Genomic DNA, 19,940 nt, shown 5'->3' with positions numbered 1-19,940 from the left:
CGCAGCCGGCGTTGTTCGCGGTCGAGGTGGCGTTGTTCCGGCTGGTTTCGTCGTGGGGTGTGCGCCCGGATTACGTTGCCGGGCATTCGATCGGAGAGATTTCGGCGGCGCATGTCGCCGGTGTTTTGTCTCTTGTGGACGCTTGCCGGCTGGTGGCGGCGCGGGCGTCCCTGATGCAGGCGTTGCCGGCCGGTGGGGCGATGGTGGCGATCGCCGCGCCCGAGTCTGCTTTGGAGCTTCCTGAGGGTGTTTCGCTTGCGGCGGTGAACGCGCCTGACTCGGTGGTGGTCTCCGGCGAAGAGGCCGCGGTGCTGGCTTTCGCGGCTCGGTTCCCGAAGACCAAGCGGCTGTCGGTGAGTCACGCGTTCCATTCGTCTTTGATGGACCCGATGCTGGCCGGGTTCCGCGCGGTGGCGGAGTCGTTGACGTATCACCCGGCGGAGATACCGGTGCTCTCGAATGTGAGCGGTGCTCTCGCTGTGCCGTTCACGGCGGAGTACTGGGTGCGGCACGTGCGGGAGACGGTCCGGTTCGCCGACGGCCTTGCGACGTTGTCGGCTGCGGGCGTCGGAGTGTTCCTGGAGGTCGGCCCGGATGGGGTGCTGAGCTCGATGGTGCCGGGGGTCGCGGTCCCGACGATGCGCCGCGACCGCGACGAAGAACGGACGTTCTTCACCGCTTTGGCGACCCTGCACACCGCGGGCGTCCCGGTGGACTGGACCACCCTGCCCGGACACCGGATTCCCTTGCCCACGTACGCGTTCCAGCGCGAGCGCTTCTGGCCGGCGCCGGCCCCGCGCCCGGCGGGCGGCGAGGTGGACGCCCGGTTCTGGGCGGCGGTCGACCGGGCGGACGCGGCGGGGTTGTCGGCGGACACGGGCGTGCCGGAGTCGGACGTGGCGAAGGTGCTCCCGGCGCTGGCGTCGTGGCGACGGGACCGCACGGACGCGGCGGCCACGGAGTCGTGGCGCTACCGGGTGACGTGGGTCCCGGCGCCGGAGCCGGTCCCGGTGGCCCCGGCCGGCCGGTACGCGATCGTGGCGGCTCCCGGCGCGGCCCGCCGGTGGGCGGAAGCGTTGGTGCGGCCGGGGGTTCTCGTGGTCGGGCCGGGCGAGCTGCCGGGTGAACCGTGGGACGGAGTGGTGCTGGTTTCGGCGCCGGGAGACAACGCCCTGGAGAACGCGATCGCCCTGGCGAGGACAGAGGTGCGGGCCCGGCTGTGGTGCGTGACGCTCGGCGCGGTGACGGTACCGGGCGACGACGGCCCCGGAGACGCGGAGCTGGCGGGGGCGTGGGGCTTCGGACGCGCTTTGGCGCTGGAGACCCCGGACCGCTGGGGTGGGCTGGTGGACGTGCCGGAGGTCCCGGACGAGCAGCAGGTCGCCCGGGTGTGGGGGATTGTGGCGGCCAGCGGAAACCGGCACGCCGGGGCTGCGGAACTCGCCACCGGCGCGGCTGGCGAGCAGCCGCAAGCTCCCGCAGCCACCAGCTTCACGGCCGGCGAGCGCCAGTCCGCCCAAACCTCCGCGACCGCGGGCGGCGAGCAGCAAGCTGCCGGCCCGCTCACGGCCGGCGAGCGGCAGTCCGCCCAAACCTCCGCGACCGCGGCCGGCGAGCAGCAAGCTGCCGGCCCGCTCACGGCCGGTGAGCGCCAGTCCGCCCAAACCTCCGCGACCGCGGGCGGCGAGCAGCAGCAAGCGGCCGCACCCCTCACCGCCGGCGAGCGCCAGTCCGCCCCAACCTCAGCGACCGAGAACAGCAAGCAACCCCCCGACCCCCTCCCCGCCGGCGAGGACCAACTCGCCCTCCGTCCCACCGGCGTCTTCGCCCGCCGCGTCGTTCGCGCGCCGCTCTCGTCCTCTCCCTCCTGGACCCCCGCCGGCACCGTCCTCATCACCGGCGGCACCGGCGCCCTCGGCGCCGCCGTCGCGCGATGGGCTGCGAAAGCCGGCGCCGAACACCTCGTCCTCCTCAGCCGCAGCGGGCCCGGAGCCCCCAACGCCGCCGCCCTCGCCCGCGAACTCCCCGCCACCGTCGTCGCCTGCGACGTCACCAACCGCGACGACCTCGCCCGAACCCTCCAACGACTCCCGAAGATCACCGCCGTCGTCCACGCCGCCGGTGCCGGTCAAGCCACCGCCTTCGCCGACCTCACCGACCAAGACTTCCGCCGGATCCTCGAAGCCAAGGTCGACGGCGCCCGCAACCTCGACGCCCTCCTCGGTGACGAGCTCGAGGCATTCGTCCTCTTCTCTTCCATCTCCGGCGTCTGGGGCAGCGGTGGCCAGACCGCCTACGCTGCCGCGAACGCTCAGCTCGATGCCCTTGCCGCGCAACGGCGTGCCCGTGGCCGCGCCGCCACCTCCGTTGCCTGGGGGCCCTGGGACGGCGCCGGCATGGCCGCCGGCAAGGCCGAACAGGACCACCTCCGCCGTCGTGGGCTTGCGCCCATGGCGCCCGGCCGGGCGCTGGCCGCGCTGGCGGCCGCCGTGGGGAGCGGTGATGTCGTCGTCGCCGATGTCGACTGGGCGAAGTTCGCCCCTGCCTTCACCGCCACCCGCGCGAGCCGGTTGTTCGACGAACTGCCCGAGGCCGAACTCCCCGAGCCGCCCGCGGACCCCGGGACCAGCCGGTTCGCCGGATTCGCGCCCGCCGAGCTGCGGGCCGAGCTCGTCAGCCTCGTCCGGACCGAGGCCGCGCACGTGCTCGGGCACGCCTCCGCCGCCGCGGTCGAGGCCGGCCGGGCCTTCACCGATCTCGGCTTCGACTCGCTCACCGCCGTCGAGCTGCGGACACGCCTGGCCGCCGCGACCGGGCTCACCCTGCCGCCCACCCTCGTCTTCAACCACCCCACCCCGGCCGCCCTCGCCGAGCACCTGCAGGCCCAGCTGGGCGACCGCGCCCCCAGCGTCCTCGCCGAGCTCGACCGCCTCGAAGCCGCGCTCGACGGCGGCGAACCCGACCGGCTGACGCGCACCGAGCTCACCGTCCGGCTCCAGGCCCTGCTGAGCCGGTACGCCGAACCGGAAACGAATTCCGGCGAGCTCGATTTCGCCGACGACGACGCGCTTCTCGCGTTCATCAACAATGACCTCGGGAAAATGTGACCCACAATTCGGAACCAGTCTGCCGGAGTGGGATTTCCCTGCGTAGGGGCCCCTGTTAGGGGCAATCTTTAGGGGTTGTAGGCCCAAAACCGGTCCCATAGCCTCACTTTGATGCCACTTCGGCGCGCGGATGTGCCGGGTGTCCGCACTTCGCTGGAGAAAAGGCTGGTGGCACTGACATGGCCGACGAGGAGACGCTGCGCGAGCACCTCAGGTGGGTCACGACCAATCTGCACCAGACCCGGCGGCGGCTGCAGGCGGTCGAGGACGCCGAGCAGGAACCGATCGCCATCGTCGGCATGGGCTGCCGGCTGCCCGGTGGTGTCCGCAGCCCCGAACAGCTCTGGGACCTGGTCGCCGCGGGCACCGACGCCGTCACCGGATTCCCCGAAAACCGCGGCTGGGACCTCGCCGCGCTCCGCGACCCCGACCCGGACCGGCCCGGCACCTCCCACACCGCGTCCGGCGGCTTCCTGCACGACGTCGCCGACTTCGACGCCGGATTCTTCGGCATCTCCCCGCGCGAGGCCCTCGCCATGGACGCCCAGCAGCGGCTGCTGCTGGAGACGACCTGGGAAGCCATCGAACGCGCGCGCATCGACCCGGCTTCGCTGGCCGGCTCGCCCACCGGCGTCTTCGTCGGCAACACCGGCCAGGACTACGCGAACCTCATGCGCGGCGCCGGCGACAACCTCGAAGGACACCTGCTCACCGGCACCGCGACCGCCGTCGTCTCGGGCCGGCTGGCCTACTTCCTCGGCCTCGGCGGCTCCGCCGTCACGGTCGACACCGCCTGCTCGTCTTCGCTGGTCGCGCTGCACTGGGCATGCCACGCGCTCCGCCGCCGCGAGTGCTCGCTCGCCCTCGCCGGCGGCGTGACCGTGCTGTCCACCCCGGCGGCGTTCGTCGCGTTCAGCCGCCAGCGCGGCCTGGCCCCCGACGGCCGCTGCAAGTCCTTCGCCGACGCCGCCGACGGCACCGGCTGGGGCGAGGGCGCCGGCGTGCTGGTGCTGGAACGCCTGTCCGACGCCCAGCGCCACGGCCACCCCGTGCTCGCCGTGGTCCGCGGCTCGGCGATCAACTCCGACGGCGCCTCCAACGGCCTGACCGCACCCAACGGCCCCGCCCAGGAACGCGTGATCACCGAGGCCCTCGCCAACGCGCGGTTGTCCGCGAAGCAGGTCGACGCGGTCGAGGCGCACGGCACCGGCACCACGCTCGGCGACCCGATCGAAGCCCAGGCCCTGCTCGCGACCTACGGCCGGGCCCGCACCGGCGACGACCCGCTCTTCCTCGGGTCGCTGAAGTCGAACGTCGGGCACACCCAGGGCGCCGCCGGTGTCGCCGGGGTGATCAAGATGGTCATGGCGATGCGGCACGGCGTGCTCCCGCGGACCCTGCACGTCGACGCCCCGACGTCGCACGTCGACTGGGCGTCCGGCGGGGTCCGGCTGCTCACCGAGGCCCGGCCGTGGCCGGAGACCGGCGAGCCCCGCCGCGCGGGCGTGTCCGCGTTCGGCATGAGCGGCACCAACGCCCACGCGATCCTCGAAGCCGCGCCGGCGGCCGAAGAACCCGCAACCGTGGCGGCCGGCCCGGTCCCGTGGGTGCTCTCCGCGCGGACCCCGGACGCCCTCCAGGCGCAGGCCGCCGCCCTGGCCGGGGTGGAAGGACCCGCCGCCGACATCGGGTTTTCGCTGGTCACCACCCGAACGGCGTTCCCGCACCGCGCGGTCGTGGTCGGCGATCTCGCCGGTGGCCTCGCGGCGCTCGCCGAGGGCGCTCCGGCCGCGAACGTCATCACCGGGGAAGCCGGTGCGCCGGGCAAGGTGGCGCTGGTCTTCCCGGGGCAGGGTGCGCAGTGGGCCGGGATGGCTCTCGAACTCGCGGCGTCCTCGCCGGTGTTCGCGGCCCGCTTCGAGGAGTGCGGCGCGGCGTTGGAGTCCTTTGTGGACTGGAACCTCCGTGACACGCTGGCCGACGCGGAGGCGCTGAGCCGGGTCGACGTGGTTCAGCCGGCGTTGTTCGCCGTGATGGTGTCGCTGGCGGCGTTGTGGCGCTCGTACGGTGTGGTTCCGGACGCGGTCGTCGGCCACTCCCAGGGGGAGATCGCCGCCGCGGTGGTCTCGGGTGCACTGTCGCTCGAGGACGGTGCCCGAGTGGTGGCGTTGCGCAGCAAGGCGATCCTGGCGCTGGCCGGACACGGGGGCATGGTCTCGGTCGCCGCTCCACGCGAGACCGTCGAAGCCCGGCTGATGGACGGGCTGTCGATCGCGGCGGTGAACGGCCCGGCCGCCGTGGTGGTGTCCGGTGCGCCGGAGGCCCTCGACGAGCTGAGCAAATCCTGCGAAACCGACGGGATCCGCGCGAAGCGGGTGCCGGTGGACTACGCCTCCCACTCGGCCCAGGTCGAGCAGCTCCACGACGAACTGCTCGACGTGCTGGCACCGGTCGACCCGCAGCCGGGACACACGGCCTTCATCTCGACGGTCACCGGCGAGTGGAACGAGCGGGTGGACGCCGAGTACTGGTACACCAACCTGCGCAGCACCGTCCGCCTGGACACCGCGGTCGAGCGGCTGAAGCGCGAGGGCTTCGGCACCTTCATCGAGGCGTCGCCGCACCCGGTGCTGACCATGGCGATCGGCGACGACGTCCTCTCGCTGGGCTCGTTGCGGCGGGACGACGGCGGCCTGACCCGGTTCCACACCGCCCTGGCCGAAGCGCACGTCCGCGGGGTGGCCGTCGACTGGACCCCGGCGTTCCCCGGGGCCCGCACGACCGACCTGCCCACCTACGCCTTCCAGCGGGAACGGTTCTGGCCCGCGGTCGTCGCGGACCCGGGTGACGCGGGCACGCTCGGGCTCAGCGCCACCGGGCACCCGCTGCTCGGGGCGGCCGTCGCGCTGGCCGCCGGGGACGGCCTGGTCCTCACCGGCCGCGTCTCGCCGCAGGCGCAGCCGTGGCTCGCCGACCACGCCGTGCACGACACGATCCTGCTGCCCGGCACCGCGTTCGTCGAACTCGCCGTCCAGGCGGGCGACCGCGCCGGCTGCGGCACCATCGAGGAGCTCACCCTCGAAACGCCGCTCACCCTCCTCGCCGGTGACGCCCGTGCGCTGCAGGTCCGGGTGGGCGCGGCCGACGAGACCGGCCGGCGCGCCGTCGAAGTCCATTCGCGACGCGACGAGGACGACCCCTGGACCCGGCACGCCACCGGCGTCCTGGCCCCCGGTAGCCCGGATACCGGGTTCACCTTGGACTCCTGGCCGCCCGAAGGCGCGGCCGGGATCGACCTGGACGGGTTCTACGACGGCCTCCGCGCGGCGGCCGGTCACGGCTACGGACCCGCCTTCCAGGGCCTGCGTTCGGCGTGGCGCCGCGGCGACGAGGTCTTCGCCGAGGTCGAGCTGCCGGAGGTCGCCGACGCGCCCCGGTTCGGCCTGCACCCGGCGCTGCTGGACTCGGCTCTGCACGCGCTGGCCGTGTCCGAACAGGACGGCCCGGCCCGGCTGCCGTTCGCCTGGGCGGGAGTGACGCTGCACGCGACCGGCGCGTCCGCCTTGCGTGTCCGGCTGACCCGCCGGGGCGCGGACGAGGTCAAGGTCGAAGTGGCGGATCCGTCGGGTGCTCCGGTCGCGACGGCCGAGTCCCTGGTGCTGCGGCCCTTGCCCGCCGGCGGCCTGGACCGAGCCGACGACCTGTACCGGGTCGACTGGACCGAAATCCCCCTCGAGGCAACCGAAACCGAAGTCGTCTTCGAACCGGTCACGGGATCGCCGGTCCACTTCGTACTCGACCGCGTCCAGGGCTGGCTCGCCGCCGAGCGGCCCGAGGTGCTCGTCTTCGTCACCAGCGGAGCAGTCGCCGTGCACGACGGCGAGGCGCCGGACCCGGACCTCGCCGCCGCGTGGGGCCTGGTGCGGTCGGCCCAGTCGGAACACCCCGGGCGGTTCGCGCTGCTGGACACCGACGACCCGGACCACCCGGTGGTTCCGCCCGAGCCGCAGGCGGCCGTCCGCAATGGACGGTTCTTCGTGCCCCGCCTCGCCCGCGTCACGGCCTCCGGGGAGACACCGGACTGGGGCGACGGTGCCGTCCTGGTGACCGGGGCGTCGGGGGTGCTCGGCGGGCTCGTCGCCCGGCACCTCGCGCGGCAGCACGGCGTCCGGCGGCTGGTACTGCTCAGCCGCCGCGGCGCGGACGCGCCCGGCGCCGCCGAACTCGCCGCGGACCTCGGGGAAACCGAGGCCGTCTTCGTCGCCGGTGACGCCGCGGACCGCGACCGGCTCACCGAGATCCTGGCCGCGCACCGGATCACCGCCGTCGTGCACGCGGCCGGTGTCCTCGACGACGGCGTCGTCGAGGCCCTCACCCCGGAGCGGCTGGACGCGGTCCTGCGCCCCAAGGCCGACGCCGCCCGCCACCTCGACGAGCTGACCACCGACCTCGCCGCGTTCGTGCTGTTCTCCGCCGCCGCCGGGACGACCGGCGGCAGCGGCCAGGGCAACTACGCCGCCGCCAACGCCTACCTCGACGCGCTCGCCCAGCGGCGGCGCGCGGCCGGGCGGCCCGCCGTGTCCCTCGCCTGGGGCCTGTGGGCCGAGGCCAGCGGGATGACCGGGCACCTCGACGACCGCGCGCGGGACCGCCTCGGCCGCTCCGGCGTGCGTCCGCTGGCGTCCGCGCAGGGCCTCGCGCTGTTCGACCGGGCCGTCACCGCGGGGCCGGCCGCGCTCGTCCCGATCGCGCTCGACGCCGCCGCGTTGCGCCGCCAGGCCGCCGACGGCACCGTCTCGCCGCTGTTCCGCGGGCTCTTCCCGCCTTCCGCGCGACGCACCGCGGCGGCCGGCGGCCACCTCGGCGAACTGTCCGAAGAGGCGCTGCTCGACCTGGTCCGGACGCACGTCGCGGCCGTGCTCGGGCACACGTCGGCGCACGCGATCGACCCCGGCCGCGCCTTCAAGGACCTCGGCTTCGACTCGCTCACCGCGGTGGACCTGCGCAACCGGCTCGCCGCGGCCACCGGCCTGCGGCTGCCCGCGACCCTGGTGTTCGACCACCCCACGCCGGCCGTCCTCGCCGACCACCTCGCCGGCCGGACCGAGCGGACCGCCGTCACGCGCACGGCCGGCGACGGCGACGCCATCGCGATCGTCGCGATGAGCTGCCGCTACCCGGGCGGGATCGCTTCCCCGGACGACCTCTGGCGGCTGGTCGCCGAGGGCGGGGACGCCGTTTCGGCGTTTCCGGCCGACCGCGGCTGGCCGGGTCACGGCCTCTTCGACGACGACCCCGCCCACAGCGGCACGTCGTACGTCCGCGAAGGCGGGTTCCTCTACGACGCCGCGGATTTCGACGCCGGGTTCTTCGGCATGTCGCCGCGCGAGGCGACCGCGACCGACCCGCAGCAACGGCTGCTGCTGGAAGTGGCGTGGGAGGCGTTCGAGCGCGCCGGGATCGTGCCGGACACCGTGCGCGGCAGCCGGACCGGCGTGTTCGCCGGCGTGATGTACCAAGACTACGCGACCCGGCTGCAGAACGTCCGAAGTGGACTGGAAGGGTACGAGGGCTACCTCGGCAACGGCAGCGCGGGCAGCGTCGCCTCCGGCCGGATCGCGTACGCGTTCGGCCTCGAAGGGCCGGCGATCACGGTGGACACGGCGTGTTCGTCGTCGCTGGTGGCGCTGCACCTGGCGTGCCAGTCGCTGCGGCAGGGGGAGTGCGACCTCGCGCTGGCGGGTGGCGTGACCGTCCTTTCGACACCGGGTGTGTTCATCGACTTCAGCCGCCAGCGCGGCCTCGCCGCCGACGGCCGGTGCAAGTCGTTCGCCGACGCGGCCGACGGCACCGGCTGGGGCGAGGGCGCCGGGCTCCTGCTGGTGGAACGGCTGTCCGACGCCCGCCGCAACGGCCACCCGGTGCTGGCGGTCGTGCGCGGCACGGCCGTCAACCAAGACGGCGCGTCGAACGGGCTCACCGCGCCCAACGGCCCCGCCCAGCAGCGGGTGATCCGCCAGGCCCTGGCCAACGCCGGCCTCGAAGCGTCCGAAGTGGACGCCGTGGAGGCGCACGGCACGGGCACGACCCTCGGCGACCCGATCGAGGCCCAGGCGCTGCTGGAAACGTACGGCCAGAAGCGTGAAACGCCGCTGTGGCTGGGCTCGCTGAAGTCGAACATCGGCCACACCCAGGCGGCGGCCGGCGTCGGCGGCGTGATCAAGATGGTGCTGGCGATGCGCCACGGCGTGCTGCCGCGCACGCTGCACGTCGACGCACCTTCGTCCCACGTGGACTGGTCGGCGGGTGCGGTGGAACTCCTGACCGAGGCCCGCGAGTGGCCGGAAGGCGACCGGCCGCGGCGGGCCGGCGTGTCGTCGTTCGGGGTCAGCGGCACCAATGCGCACGCGGTTCTGGAGCACGTCCCCGGGACCGTGACCGAGCCGCCCGCGGATGGTCCTGTTCCGTGGGTCCTTTCCGGCCGGACTGCCGACGCCCTGCGAGCGCAGGCCGCCGCGCTGCTCGGGCGAGCCGGCCTCCCGGCGGCGTCGGTCGGCGCGGCCCTCGTGTCGGCGCGGTCGTTGTTCCGGCACCGCGCGGTCGTGGTCGGCGAGGACCTCCGCGGCGGTCTCACCGCCCTCGCGGAGGGCGTTCCCGCGGCGAACGTCGTCACCGGAGAAGCGGGGGCGCCGGGCAAGGTGGCGCTGGTGTTCCCGGGGCAGGGGGCGCAGTGGACGGGGATGGCCTTGGAGCTCGCGGAGTCGTCGCCGGTGTTCGCGGCTCGCCTGGACGAATGCGGCGCCGCCCTCGGCTCCTTTGTGGACTGGTGCCTGCGTGACGTCCTGGCCGATCCGGAGGCGCTGAGCCGGGTCGACGTGGTCCAACCGGCGTTGTTCGCCGTCATGGTGTCTCTCGCCGAGCTGTGGCGTTCGTACGGGGTGGTCCCGGACGCGGTCGTCGGCCACTCCCAGGGCGAGATCGCCGCCGCCGTGGTTTCGGGCGCCCTTTCGCTGGAAGACGGCGCTCGAGTCGTGGCCCTGCGCAGCAGGGCCATCCTGGCTTTGGCCGGTGCCGGCGGGATGCTCTCGGTGGCCGCCTCCCGCGAAACCGTCGAGCAGCGGCTCACCGGCGGCCTCTCCCTCGCCGCCGTCAACGGCCCCGCCGCCGTGGTGGTCTCCGGCGCACCGGCGGCCCTGGACGAATTCATGGCGGCCTGCCGTGCGGACGGTATCCGCGTCAAGCGGGTCCCGGTCGACTACGCGTCGCACTCGCCGCAGGTCGAGCAGCTGCGCGCCGAACTGCTCGAAGTGCTGGCGCCGATCACCCCCCGCCGAGGGGAAACCGCTTTCGTCTCCACGGTGACCGGCGAGTGGATCGACGGAGCCGAGCTGGATGCGGAGTACTGGTACACCAACCTGCGCGGCACGGTCCGCCTGGACACCGCCGTCGAGCGGCTCAAGAGCGACGGGTTCGGGACGTTCGTCGAAGCGTCGCCGCACCCGGTGCTGACCATGGCGCTCGGCGACGACGTCGTCGCGCTGGGCTCGGTGCGCCGGGACGACGGCGGCCTCACCCGCTTCCACACCGCCCTCGCCGAAGCGCACGTCAACGGCGTCCGGGTCGACTGGACCCCGGCCTTCGCCGGCGCCGCCCCGGCCGACCTCCCCACCTACGCCTTCCAGCGCGAGCGGTACTGGCTCGACGTCCCGGAAACCGGACCCGTCCACGCCGACCAGTCCTTCTGGGACGTCGTGGCCGGCCAGGACGTCCCGGCGTTCGCGGGCGCCCTCGACCTCGCCGAGGACGCCCCGCTCGACGCCGTGCTGCCCGCGCTGGCGAACTGGCGCAGCCGCCGCGACGAAGAGTCCACAACGGACGCTTGGCGTTACCGGATCGCGTGGCGTCCCGTCACCGTCCCGGCCGCCCGGCTGTCCGGCCGCTGGCGAGTCATCGGGGACGACGACGTCCGGGACGTCCTGGCGGCCCACGGCGCCGAAATCGCCGAGGACGACCGGGACCTGGCCGGTGTCGTGGCCGTCCGGCCGGACGCCGCGACGGCCCTGGAACTGACCCGCCTCGACGCCCCGCTCTGGCTCCTCACCGAAAGCGCCGTGGCCACCGGCCCCGACGATCGCGCACCCGATCCGGGGCAGGCCCGGGTCTGGGGGCTCGGCCGGATCGCCGGGCTCGAGCACCCCACCCGCTGGGGTGGCCTTCTCGACCTGCCCGGACGTCTCGACGAGGTGGCCGGCGCCCGGCTCGCCGCCGTGCTGGCCGGCGCCACCGGCGAAGACCAAGTCGCCCTGCGTGCGTCCGGCGTCTTCGCCCGGCGGCTGGTGCACGCCGGACAGCGGGAGCCGGTTCGCCGCTGGCGGCCCGAGGGCACGGTGCTCGTCACCGACGCCGACGGCCACGCGGCCGTCCGGCTCGCGCGCTGGCTGATCACCCGGGGCGCCACCAAGATCGTGCTCGCCGCGGCGGCCTTCCCCGGCGGCGAAGGCCTGAGCGAACACGGCGTGATCGAAGCACCTTGCGACGTCGCCGACCGCGACCAGCTGGCCGCGGTCCTGGAAGCCCACAGCCCGGTGCGGTCGGTGTTCCACACCGCCGCCGTCACGGACCTGGCGCCCCTCGCCGAAACCGGTCCGGACCACCTGGAGCGGGCCTGCCGGGTGATGGCGGACGCCGCCGACCACCTCGACGCCCTGCTCCCGGACGGGCTCGACGCCTTCGTCCTGTTCTCCTCCATCGCCGCGGTCGTCGGCAGCGGCGCGCACGGCGCCTACGCGGCGGCCAACGCCCACCTCGACGCGCTCGCCGAGCGTCGCCGGGCCCGGGGCGAGGCCGCCACCTCGATCGCGTGGGGTGTCTGGGACGCCGACGAAGGCGTCGACCGCGCCCGCCTGACCGCCGAGGGCGTCCCGCCGCTGGATCCCGGGCTGGCCCTCACCGCGCTCGGCCGGGCGCTCGACCACGAGGACACCACCGTGCTCGTCGCCGACGTCGACTGGACGCGCTTCGCCCCGGCCTTCACCGCGGCCCGTGCCCGGCCGTTGCTGGCCGAAATCCCGGAGGCCGTCGAGGAGACCGCGCCCCAGCCGTCCGGATTGGCCGCCCGGCTCGCCGGCCTGAGCGCGGCAGAAGCGAATCGCGTGCTCACGGACCTGGTTCGCGCGCAGGCCGCCGCCGTCCTCGGCCACGCCGCCCCGGCCGCGGTCGACGTCGGACGCGCCTTCTCCGAACTCGGCTTCGACTCGCTGACGGCGGTCGAGCTGCGCACCCGGCTGGCCACCGCGACCGGCCTGCGGCTGCCCGCCACCCTCGTGTTCGACCACCCGACGGTCACCGTGCTCGCCGGGTTCCTCGGCGAACTGCTCGGCATCGGCGGCGGGGCGGCCGAGCAGCCCGTGGCCACCACCGGCGCCGACGAGCCGATCGCCATCGTCGGCATCGGCTGCCGGTTCCCCGGCGGGGTCCGCTCGCCCGAGGACCTCTGGCGGCTGGTCGCCGAGGGCGGCGACGCCGTCACGCCGTTCCCCGGCGACCGCGGCTGGGACCTCGAAGAGATCTACGACCCCGAACCCGGGGTGGCCGGCAAAAGCTACGCCCGCGAGGGCGGCTTCCTCGCCGACACCACACGCTTCGACCCGGCCTTTTTCGGGATTTCGCCGCGGGAGGCCCTGGCCATGGACCCGCAGCAGCGGCTCCTGCTGCAGACGTCCTGGGAAGCCTTCGAACGCGCCGGGCTCGACCCGCTTTCGGTGCGGGGCAGGCGGATCGGGGTGTTCGCCGGCACGAACGGCCAGGACTACCCGGCCCTGCTGGAACGCTCGGCCGAGGCCCTGGAAGGGCACGCTGGAGTGGGCAACGCCGCCAGCGTCGTCTCCGGCCGGCTGTCCTATGTGTTCGGTCTCGAAGGACCGTCGATGACGGTGGACACGGCGTGCTCGTCGTCGCTGGTGGCGTTGCACCTGGCGGTGCAGGCCCTGCGGCGCGGCGAGTGCTCGATGGCGCTGGCCGGGGGCGCGACCGTGATGGCCACCCCCGGCATGTTCGTCGACTTCAGCCTCCAGCGCGGCCTCGCCGCCGACGGCCGCTGCAAGGCGTTCGCCGAGGCGGCCGACGGCGCCGGGTTCTCCGAAGGCGCGGGCATGCTGCTGGTGCAGCCGCTGTCCGACGCGCTGCGCGAGGGCCGCCGCGTCCTCGCCGTGGTGCGGGGATCCGCCGTGAACTCCGACGGCGCGTCGAACGGCCTGACCGCCCCGAACGGCCCTTCGCAGCAACGCGTGATCCGGGCCGCCCTCGCGGACGCCGGGCTGTCCGCGTCCGATGTGGACACCGTGGAGGCGCACGGCACCGGAACGACGCTGGGCGACCCCATCGAGGCCCAGGCGTTGCTCGCGACCTACGGCCAGGAGCGGCAGGAACCGCTGTGGCTGGGGTCGATCAAGTCGAACCTGGGGCACACCCAGGCCGCCGCCGGTGTCGCGGGCGTGATCAAGGTGGTCATGGCGATGCGGCACGGCGTCCTGCCGCAGACCTTGCACGTCGACGCGCCGTCGTCCCACGTGGACTGGGAAGCCGGGGCGGTGGCGCTGCTCACCGAATCCCGCGAGTGGCCCGCCGACCGCCCCCGGCGGGCGGGTGTGTCGTCGTTCGGCATCTCGGGCACCAACGCGCACACGATCCTCGAGCAGGCGCCCCACCCGGTGGCCGAGGAGCGCGAGCCGGTCTCCGGGCCCGTGCCCTGGGTGCTGGCCGGCCGGACCGAAGCCGCCCTGCGCGACCAGGCCGCCGCCCTCGCCGGGGTCGACGGCCACCCGGCGGACATCGGGTTCTCGCTGGCGACGGCCCGGTCGCGGTTCCCGCACCGCGCGGTGGTCTTCGGCGCCGACGCGCTGGCCGCCGTCGCCGAAGGCAGGCCCGCGGCCGAGGTGGTCACCGGCGTCGCCGGGACCCCGGGCAAGGTGGCGCTGGTCTTCCCGGGCCAGGGTTCGCAGTGGACGGGCATGGCCCTCGACCTGGCGGCGTCGTCGCCGGTGTTCGCGGCCCGGCTCGACGAATGCGCCGCCGCCGTCGAGTCCTTTGCGGACTGGCGGCTGCGGGACGTCCTGGCCGATGCGGAGGCGCTGAACCGGGTCGATGTGGTTCAGCCGGCGTTGTTCGCGGTCATGGTTTCGCTGGCCGCGCTGTGGCGCTCGTTCGGCGTGGTGCCGGACGCGGTGGTCGGGCACTCCCAAGGCGAGATCGCGGCCGCGGTGGTCTCGGGCGCGCTCTCCCTCGAGGACGGTGCCCGGGTGGTGACCCTGCGCAGCCGGGCGATTCTCGCCCTCGCCGGTCGCGGCGGGATGGTGTCGGTGGCCGCGCCGCTCGATGTCGTCGAGGGGCGGCTCACCGAAGGGCTGTCGATCGCCGCGGTCAACGGCCCGGCCGCGGTGGTGGTGTCCGGCGAGCCCGGCGCCCTCGACGGCCTGGTCGCGGCGTTCGAAGCCGACCGAATCCGCGCCAAGCGGGTGCCGGTCGACTACGCCTCCCATTCGGTGCAGGTCGAGCAGCTGCGCGACGAGCTCCTCGAAGTACTGGCCCCGATCACGCCGCAGGCGGGGGAGACGGCGTTCTTCTCCACGGTGACCGGCGAGTGGCTCGACGGCCCGGTCCTCGACGCCGGGTACTGGTACCGGAACCTGCGCAGCACCGTGCGGCTCGACGTCGCGGTCGAACGGCTGAAGGGCGACGGGTTCGGCACGTTCGTCGAGGCGTCTCCGCATCCGGTGCTCACTATGGCGCTCGGCGACGACGTCGTCGCGCTGGGCTCGCTCCGCCGCGACGACGGCGGCCTCACGCGCTTCCACACCGCCCTGGCCGAGGCCCACGTGCGCGGCGTGCAGGTCGACTGGACACCGGCCTTCCCCGGCGCCCGGCTCACCGACGTCCCGACCTACCCCTTCCAGCAGGAGCGGTACTGGCCACAGTGGACCGCCGCCACCGCGGGCGACGCCGGCGGGCTCGGCCTCACCGACGCCGGGCACCCGCTGCTCGGCGCGGCCGTCACCGTCGCGGGCACCGGCGTCACCCTGCTCACCGGGCGGCTCTCCCGGCGCACCCACCCGTGGCTGGCCGGCCACGCCGTCGGCGACACCGTGCTGCTGCCGGGCACCGCGTTCGTCGAACTGGCCGTGCAGGCGGGCGACCAGGTCGGCTGCGAGACCGTCGAAGAACTCACGCTGCAGGCGCCGCTGGTCATCCCCGCCCGCGGCGGTGTCGCCCTCCAGGTCCGGGTCGAAGCCGCCGACGGACACGGCCGCCGCGCCCTGACCGTCCATTCGCGACTCTCCGACGACGTCGGCTGGACCCAGCACGCCGAAGGCTTCCTGACCACCGGAGCCGAGCCGGGCACGGCCCTCACCGCCTGGCCGCCCCCGGGCGCGGAACCGCTGCCGGTCGACGGCCATTACGACACCCTCGCCGGCCACGGCTACCGCTACGGCCCGGCGTTCCAGGGCCTGCGTGCCGCCTGGCGCCACGGCGACGACCTCTACGCCGAGGTCGCGCTGCCCGCCGAGCAGCGCGCGGACGCGGCTCGCTACGGGCTGCACCCGGCGTTGCTCGACGCGGCCCTGCACCCGATCGGCCTGACCAGCGCCCAGGCCGGCGCCCGGCTGCCGTTCGCGTGGACCGGCGTCCGGCTGTACGCGACCGGCGCGACCACCCTGCGCGTCCGGCTCGGGGCTCTCGGCGCGGACGGCGTCTCGGTCGCCGTCGCCGACGAGACCGGCGCTCCGGTCGCCGAAGCCGAATCCCTCGTCATGCGGCCGATTTCGGCCGGGCAGCTGGCGGCGGCCGCGGACCAGAGCGCCGACGCGCTGTTCACCCTCACCTGGCAACGGTTCGACGCCGAGCCCGCCGCCCCGGCCGTTCCGCTGGGCGAACCGGGCCCGGTGGTCTACACCGGATGCCGCGGTGACGTGACGGCCGAGGTTCTGCGGACACTGCAGGACTTCCTGGCCGGAGACCACGACCGGCGGCTGGTCCTGGTCACCGAGTCGGCGGTGGGGGACAACCCCGCCGACCCGGCCGCGGCGACGGTCTGGGGGCTCGTGCGCTCGGCGCAGTCGGAGCACCCGGACCGGTTCGTCCTCCTCGACGTCGACACGCCCGGAGACCTCGCCACCTGGGCGGGGACGGCCGCCGCGTCCGGCGAACCGCAGCTGGCGGTGCGCGGCGGCGAACTCCACGTCCCCCGCCTGACGCGGGCGGCCCCGCCGCAGCGGGCGCACACCTGGAACCCGGACGGGACCGTCCTGGTCACGGGCGCGAGCGGCGTGCTCGGCGGGCTGCTCACCCGGCACCTGGTCACCACCCACGGTGTCCGGCACCTGCTGCTGCTCAGCCGCAGCGCACCCGGCCTCGGCGAGCTGCCTGCGTCGGTGACGGCGCTCGCCTGCGACGTCGCCGACCGAGCGGCCCTCGAAGCCGCCCTGGCGACGATCCCCGCCGAGCACCCGCTGACGGCGGTGATCCACGCCGCGGGCGCGCTCGACGACGGCGTCGTCGAAGCCCTGACCCCGGAGCGGCTCGACACCGTGCTCCGGCCCAAGGCGGTCGCCGCGCGGCACCTGCACGAGCTGACCGAGCACCTGGACCTCGACGCGTTCGTGCTGTTTTCCTCCTTCGCCACGACGATGGGCGGCGCGGGCCAGGCGGGCTACTCCGCGGCCAACGCCTACCTCGACGCGCTCGCCCAGCACCGCCACGGCCGGGGGCTGCCCGCCACCTCGCTCGCGTGGGGGCTGTGGGAGGCGCGCAGCGGCCTGACCGCGCACCTCGGCGACGACGACGTGTCGCGCCTCGGCCGGTCCGGTGTCCGCGCGCTGCCGACGGATCGCGCGTTGCGGCTGTTCGACCTCGCGCTGGGCACCGGCGAGCCGCTGCTGATGCCGGTCGCCCTCGACCTCGCCGCCTGGCGGGCCCGCGCCGAAGTCCCGGCGCTGCTGCGCGGCCTCGTCCGGACGCCGGCGCGGCGGGCCGTGCGCGACGGCGTCCCGGCCGGTCCCGGGCTGGCCGAACGGCTCGCCGGCCTGCCGGAAGCCGAGCAGCTACGCGTCGTCGACGAGGTCGTGCGTGCCCAGGTGGCGGCCGTGCTCGGCTACGCATCGGGCCACGCCGTCGAGGCCGGACGCGGGTTCCTCGACCTCGGGTTCGACTCGCTCACCGCACTGGAGCTGCGCAACCGGCTCACCGCGGCGACCGGCTTGCGGCTGCCCGCCACGCTGATCTTCGACTACCCGAACCCGGACGCGCTCACCAAGCACCTGGGCGCCGAGCTGCCCGCGGCCGGCGCGAAGGCCGTCCTGCCCGTCCACGCCGAGCTGGACCGGCTGGCCGCGGTGCTCGCCGCGACCGAACCCGGCGCCGGCGAACGCGCCCTCGTCACCGAACGCCTGCGCGGCCTGCTGGCCCGGTGGACCGCGACCGACGACCGCCGGGACGAGCCCGGCACGGAACTGGCCGACGCCACCGCCGAGGAGATCTTCGACCTCCTCGACGACGAACTGGGGATGTCCTGAATGTCGAACGAACAGAAGCTCCTGGACTACCTCAAGCGGGCCACGGCCGACCTCCGCGAAGCCCGGCGGCGGCTGAAGGAGAACGAGGACCGCGCGCAGGAGCCGGTCGCCATCGTGGGCATGAGCTGCCGGTTCCCCGGCGGTGTCCGCAGCCCGGAACAGCTGTGGGACCTGCTGGCGGCGGGCGAGGACGCGGTCGGGGCGTTCCCCGCCGACCGGGGCTGGGACCTGGCCCGCCTCTACGACGCCGACCCCGGCAGCGCGGGCACCAGCTACACGCGCGAAGGCGCGTTCCTGCACGACGCGGCCGACTTCGACGCCGGGTTCTTCGGCATCTCCCCGCGGGAGGCGCTCGCCATGGACCCGCAGCAGCGGCTGCTGCTGGAGGTGTCGTGGGAGGTGCTGGAGCGGGCCGGGATCGATCCGACGTCCGTGCGCGGCGACAAGGTCGGCGTCTACGCCGGGGTGATGTACTCCGACTACGCGGCCCGGCTGCTGCTCGCCCCCGACGTGTACGCGGAGTTCGAGGCGTTCCTCGGCAACGGCAGCGCGAGCAGTGTCGCCTCCGGCCGGGTCGCCTACACGCTCGGGCTGGAAGGCCCGGCGGTCACGATCGACACGGCCTGTTCGTCGTCGCTGGTGGCGTTGCACCTGGCCTGCCAGGCCGTCCGGCTCGGCGACTGCTCCCTGGCCCTGGCCGGCGGGGTCACGGTGATGGCCACCCCGGGCACGTTCACCGCGTTCAGCCGTCAGCGCGGCTTGGCCGCCGACGGCCGCTGCAAGCCCTTCGCCGACGCCGCCGACGGCACGGGCTGGGGCGAGGGCGCCGGCATGCTGCTCGTCGAACGCCTTTCCGACGCGCGCCGCCACGGGCACCCGGTGCTCGCCGTCGTCCGCGGGTCCGCGGTCAACCAGGACGGCGCGAGCAGCGGCCTGACCGCGCCGAACGGGCCGGCCCAGCAGCGGGTGATCCGGGCCGCGCTGGCGAACTCCGGTCTGTCCGCTTCGGACATCGACGCGGTGGAGGCGCACGGCACCGGAACCCGGCTCGGCGACCCGATCGAGGCACAGGCGCTGCTGGCGACCTACGGCCGCGACCGTCCGGCGCCGTTGTGGCTCGGCTCGGTCAAGTCCAACCTCGGCCACACCCAGGCGGCCGCGGGCGTGGCCGGGATCATCAAGTCGGTCCAGGCCATGCGCCGGGGCGTGCTGCCGCAGTCGCTGCACATCGACACGCCGTCGTCCCAAGTGGACTGGCGGGCCGGGGAGGTCCGGCTGCTCACCGAGGCGACGCCGTGGCCGGAGACCGGGCGGGCGCGCCGGATCGGCGTCTCGTCGTTCGGGGTCAGCGGGACGAACGCGCACGTTGTCCTGGAGCAGGCGCCGGCCGAAGCGCCGGTACCGCCGCGAGCTGCGTCGGGACCGGTGCCGTGGGTGCTGTCGGCGGACTCCGCGGAAGCGTTGCGGGGGCAGGCGGCGGCGCTGCTCCCGCACGACGGCGACCCGGCCGACGTCGGGTTCTCGCTGGTGAAGTCGCGGGCGCTGCTGAGCCACCGCGCGGTGGTCATGGAGGAAGGCGGCCTCGCCGCCCTGGCCGCCGGTCAGCCGAGTGCTTCGGTGGTGACCGCGGAGGCCGCGGCCTGCGGCCGGGTGGCGCTGGTGTTCCCGGGGCAGGGCTCGCAGTGGGCGGGGATGGCGCTGGAGCTGGCCTCGTCGTCGCCGGTGTTCGCGGCGCGTCTGGACGAGTGCGCGGACGCTTTGTCGCCTTTTGTGGACTGGTCGCTGCGGGACGTGCTCGCTGGTGAGCTCGCCCGGGTGGATGTCGTTCAGCCCGCTTTGTTCGCGGTGATGGTGTCGCTGGCCGAGTTGTGGCGCTCGTACGGGGTGGTGCCGGATGCCGTCGTCGGCCACTCCCAGGGCGAGATCGCGGCCGCGGTGGTGTCGGGTGCGCTGTCCCTTCAGGACGGTGCCCGGGTGGTCGCCCTGCGCAGCAAGGCGATTTCGGCGCTCGCCGGGCGTGGTGGCATGGTGTCGGTGGCCGCGCCCCTGCCCGAGGTCGAAGCCCGGCTGACGGACCGGTTGTCGATCGCCGCGGTGAACGGGCCTTCGGCGGTGGTGGTTTCCGGCTCTCCGGCGGCTCTCGACGAGCTGATCGGCTCCTGTGAGGCCGACGGTGTTCGCGCCAAGCGGGTACCGGTGGACTATGCGTCGCACTCGGCGCAGGTGGAGCAGCTGCGCGAGGAAATCCTCGAGGTGCTGGCCCCGA

The 19,940-nt window shown here is 74.7% G+C and carries 3 protein-coding genes (1 of these 3 running past the window's edge); all 3 read left to right on the top strand.

What is annotated here, in order from left to right:
• Window positions 1-3,107 (top strand): SDR family NAD(P)-dependent oxidoreductase (locus C2L59_RS49720; protein ID WP_233224095.1); only part of this gene is annotated, 3,107 nt, incomplete at its 5' end.
• 179 nt (window positions 3,108-3,286) lie between these two features.
• Window positions 3,287-17,674, top strand: a complete 14,388-nt coding sequence (locus C2L59_RS46270; protein WP_103355951.1) for a type I polyketide synthase — start codon at window positions 3,287-3,289, stop codon at window positions 17,672-17,674.
• Window positions 17,675-19,940: the 5' portion of a type I polyketide synthase gene (locus C2L59_RS46265; RefSeq protein WP_103355950.1), read on the top strand. 12,872 nt of this gene lie beyond the right edge of the window; 2,266 of the gene's 15,138 nt are visible here — the first part of the coding sequence; the start codon lies at window positions 17,675-17,677; its stop codon lies off the right edge, out of view.

This window comes from Amycolatopsis sp. CA-128772, from assembly GCF_002904295.1.
GTDB lineage: Bacteria > Actinomycetota > Actinomycetes > Mycobacteriales > Pseudonocardiaceae > Amycolatopsis.
The sequence above is the reverse complement of the archived record's forward strand: the minus strand, read 5'-3'. Positions and strand labels throughout refer to the sequence as shown.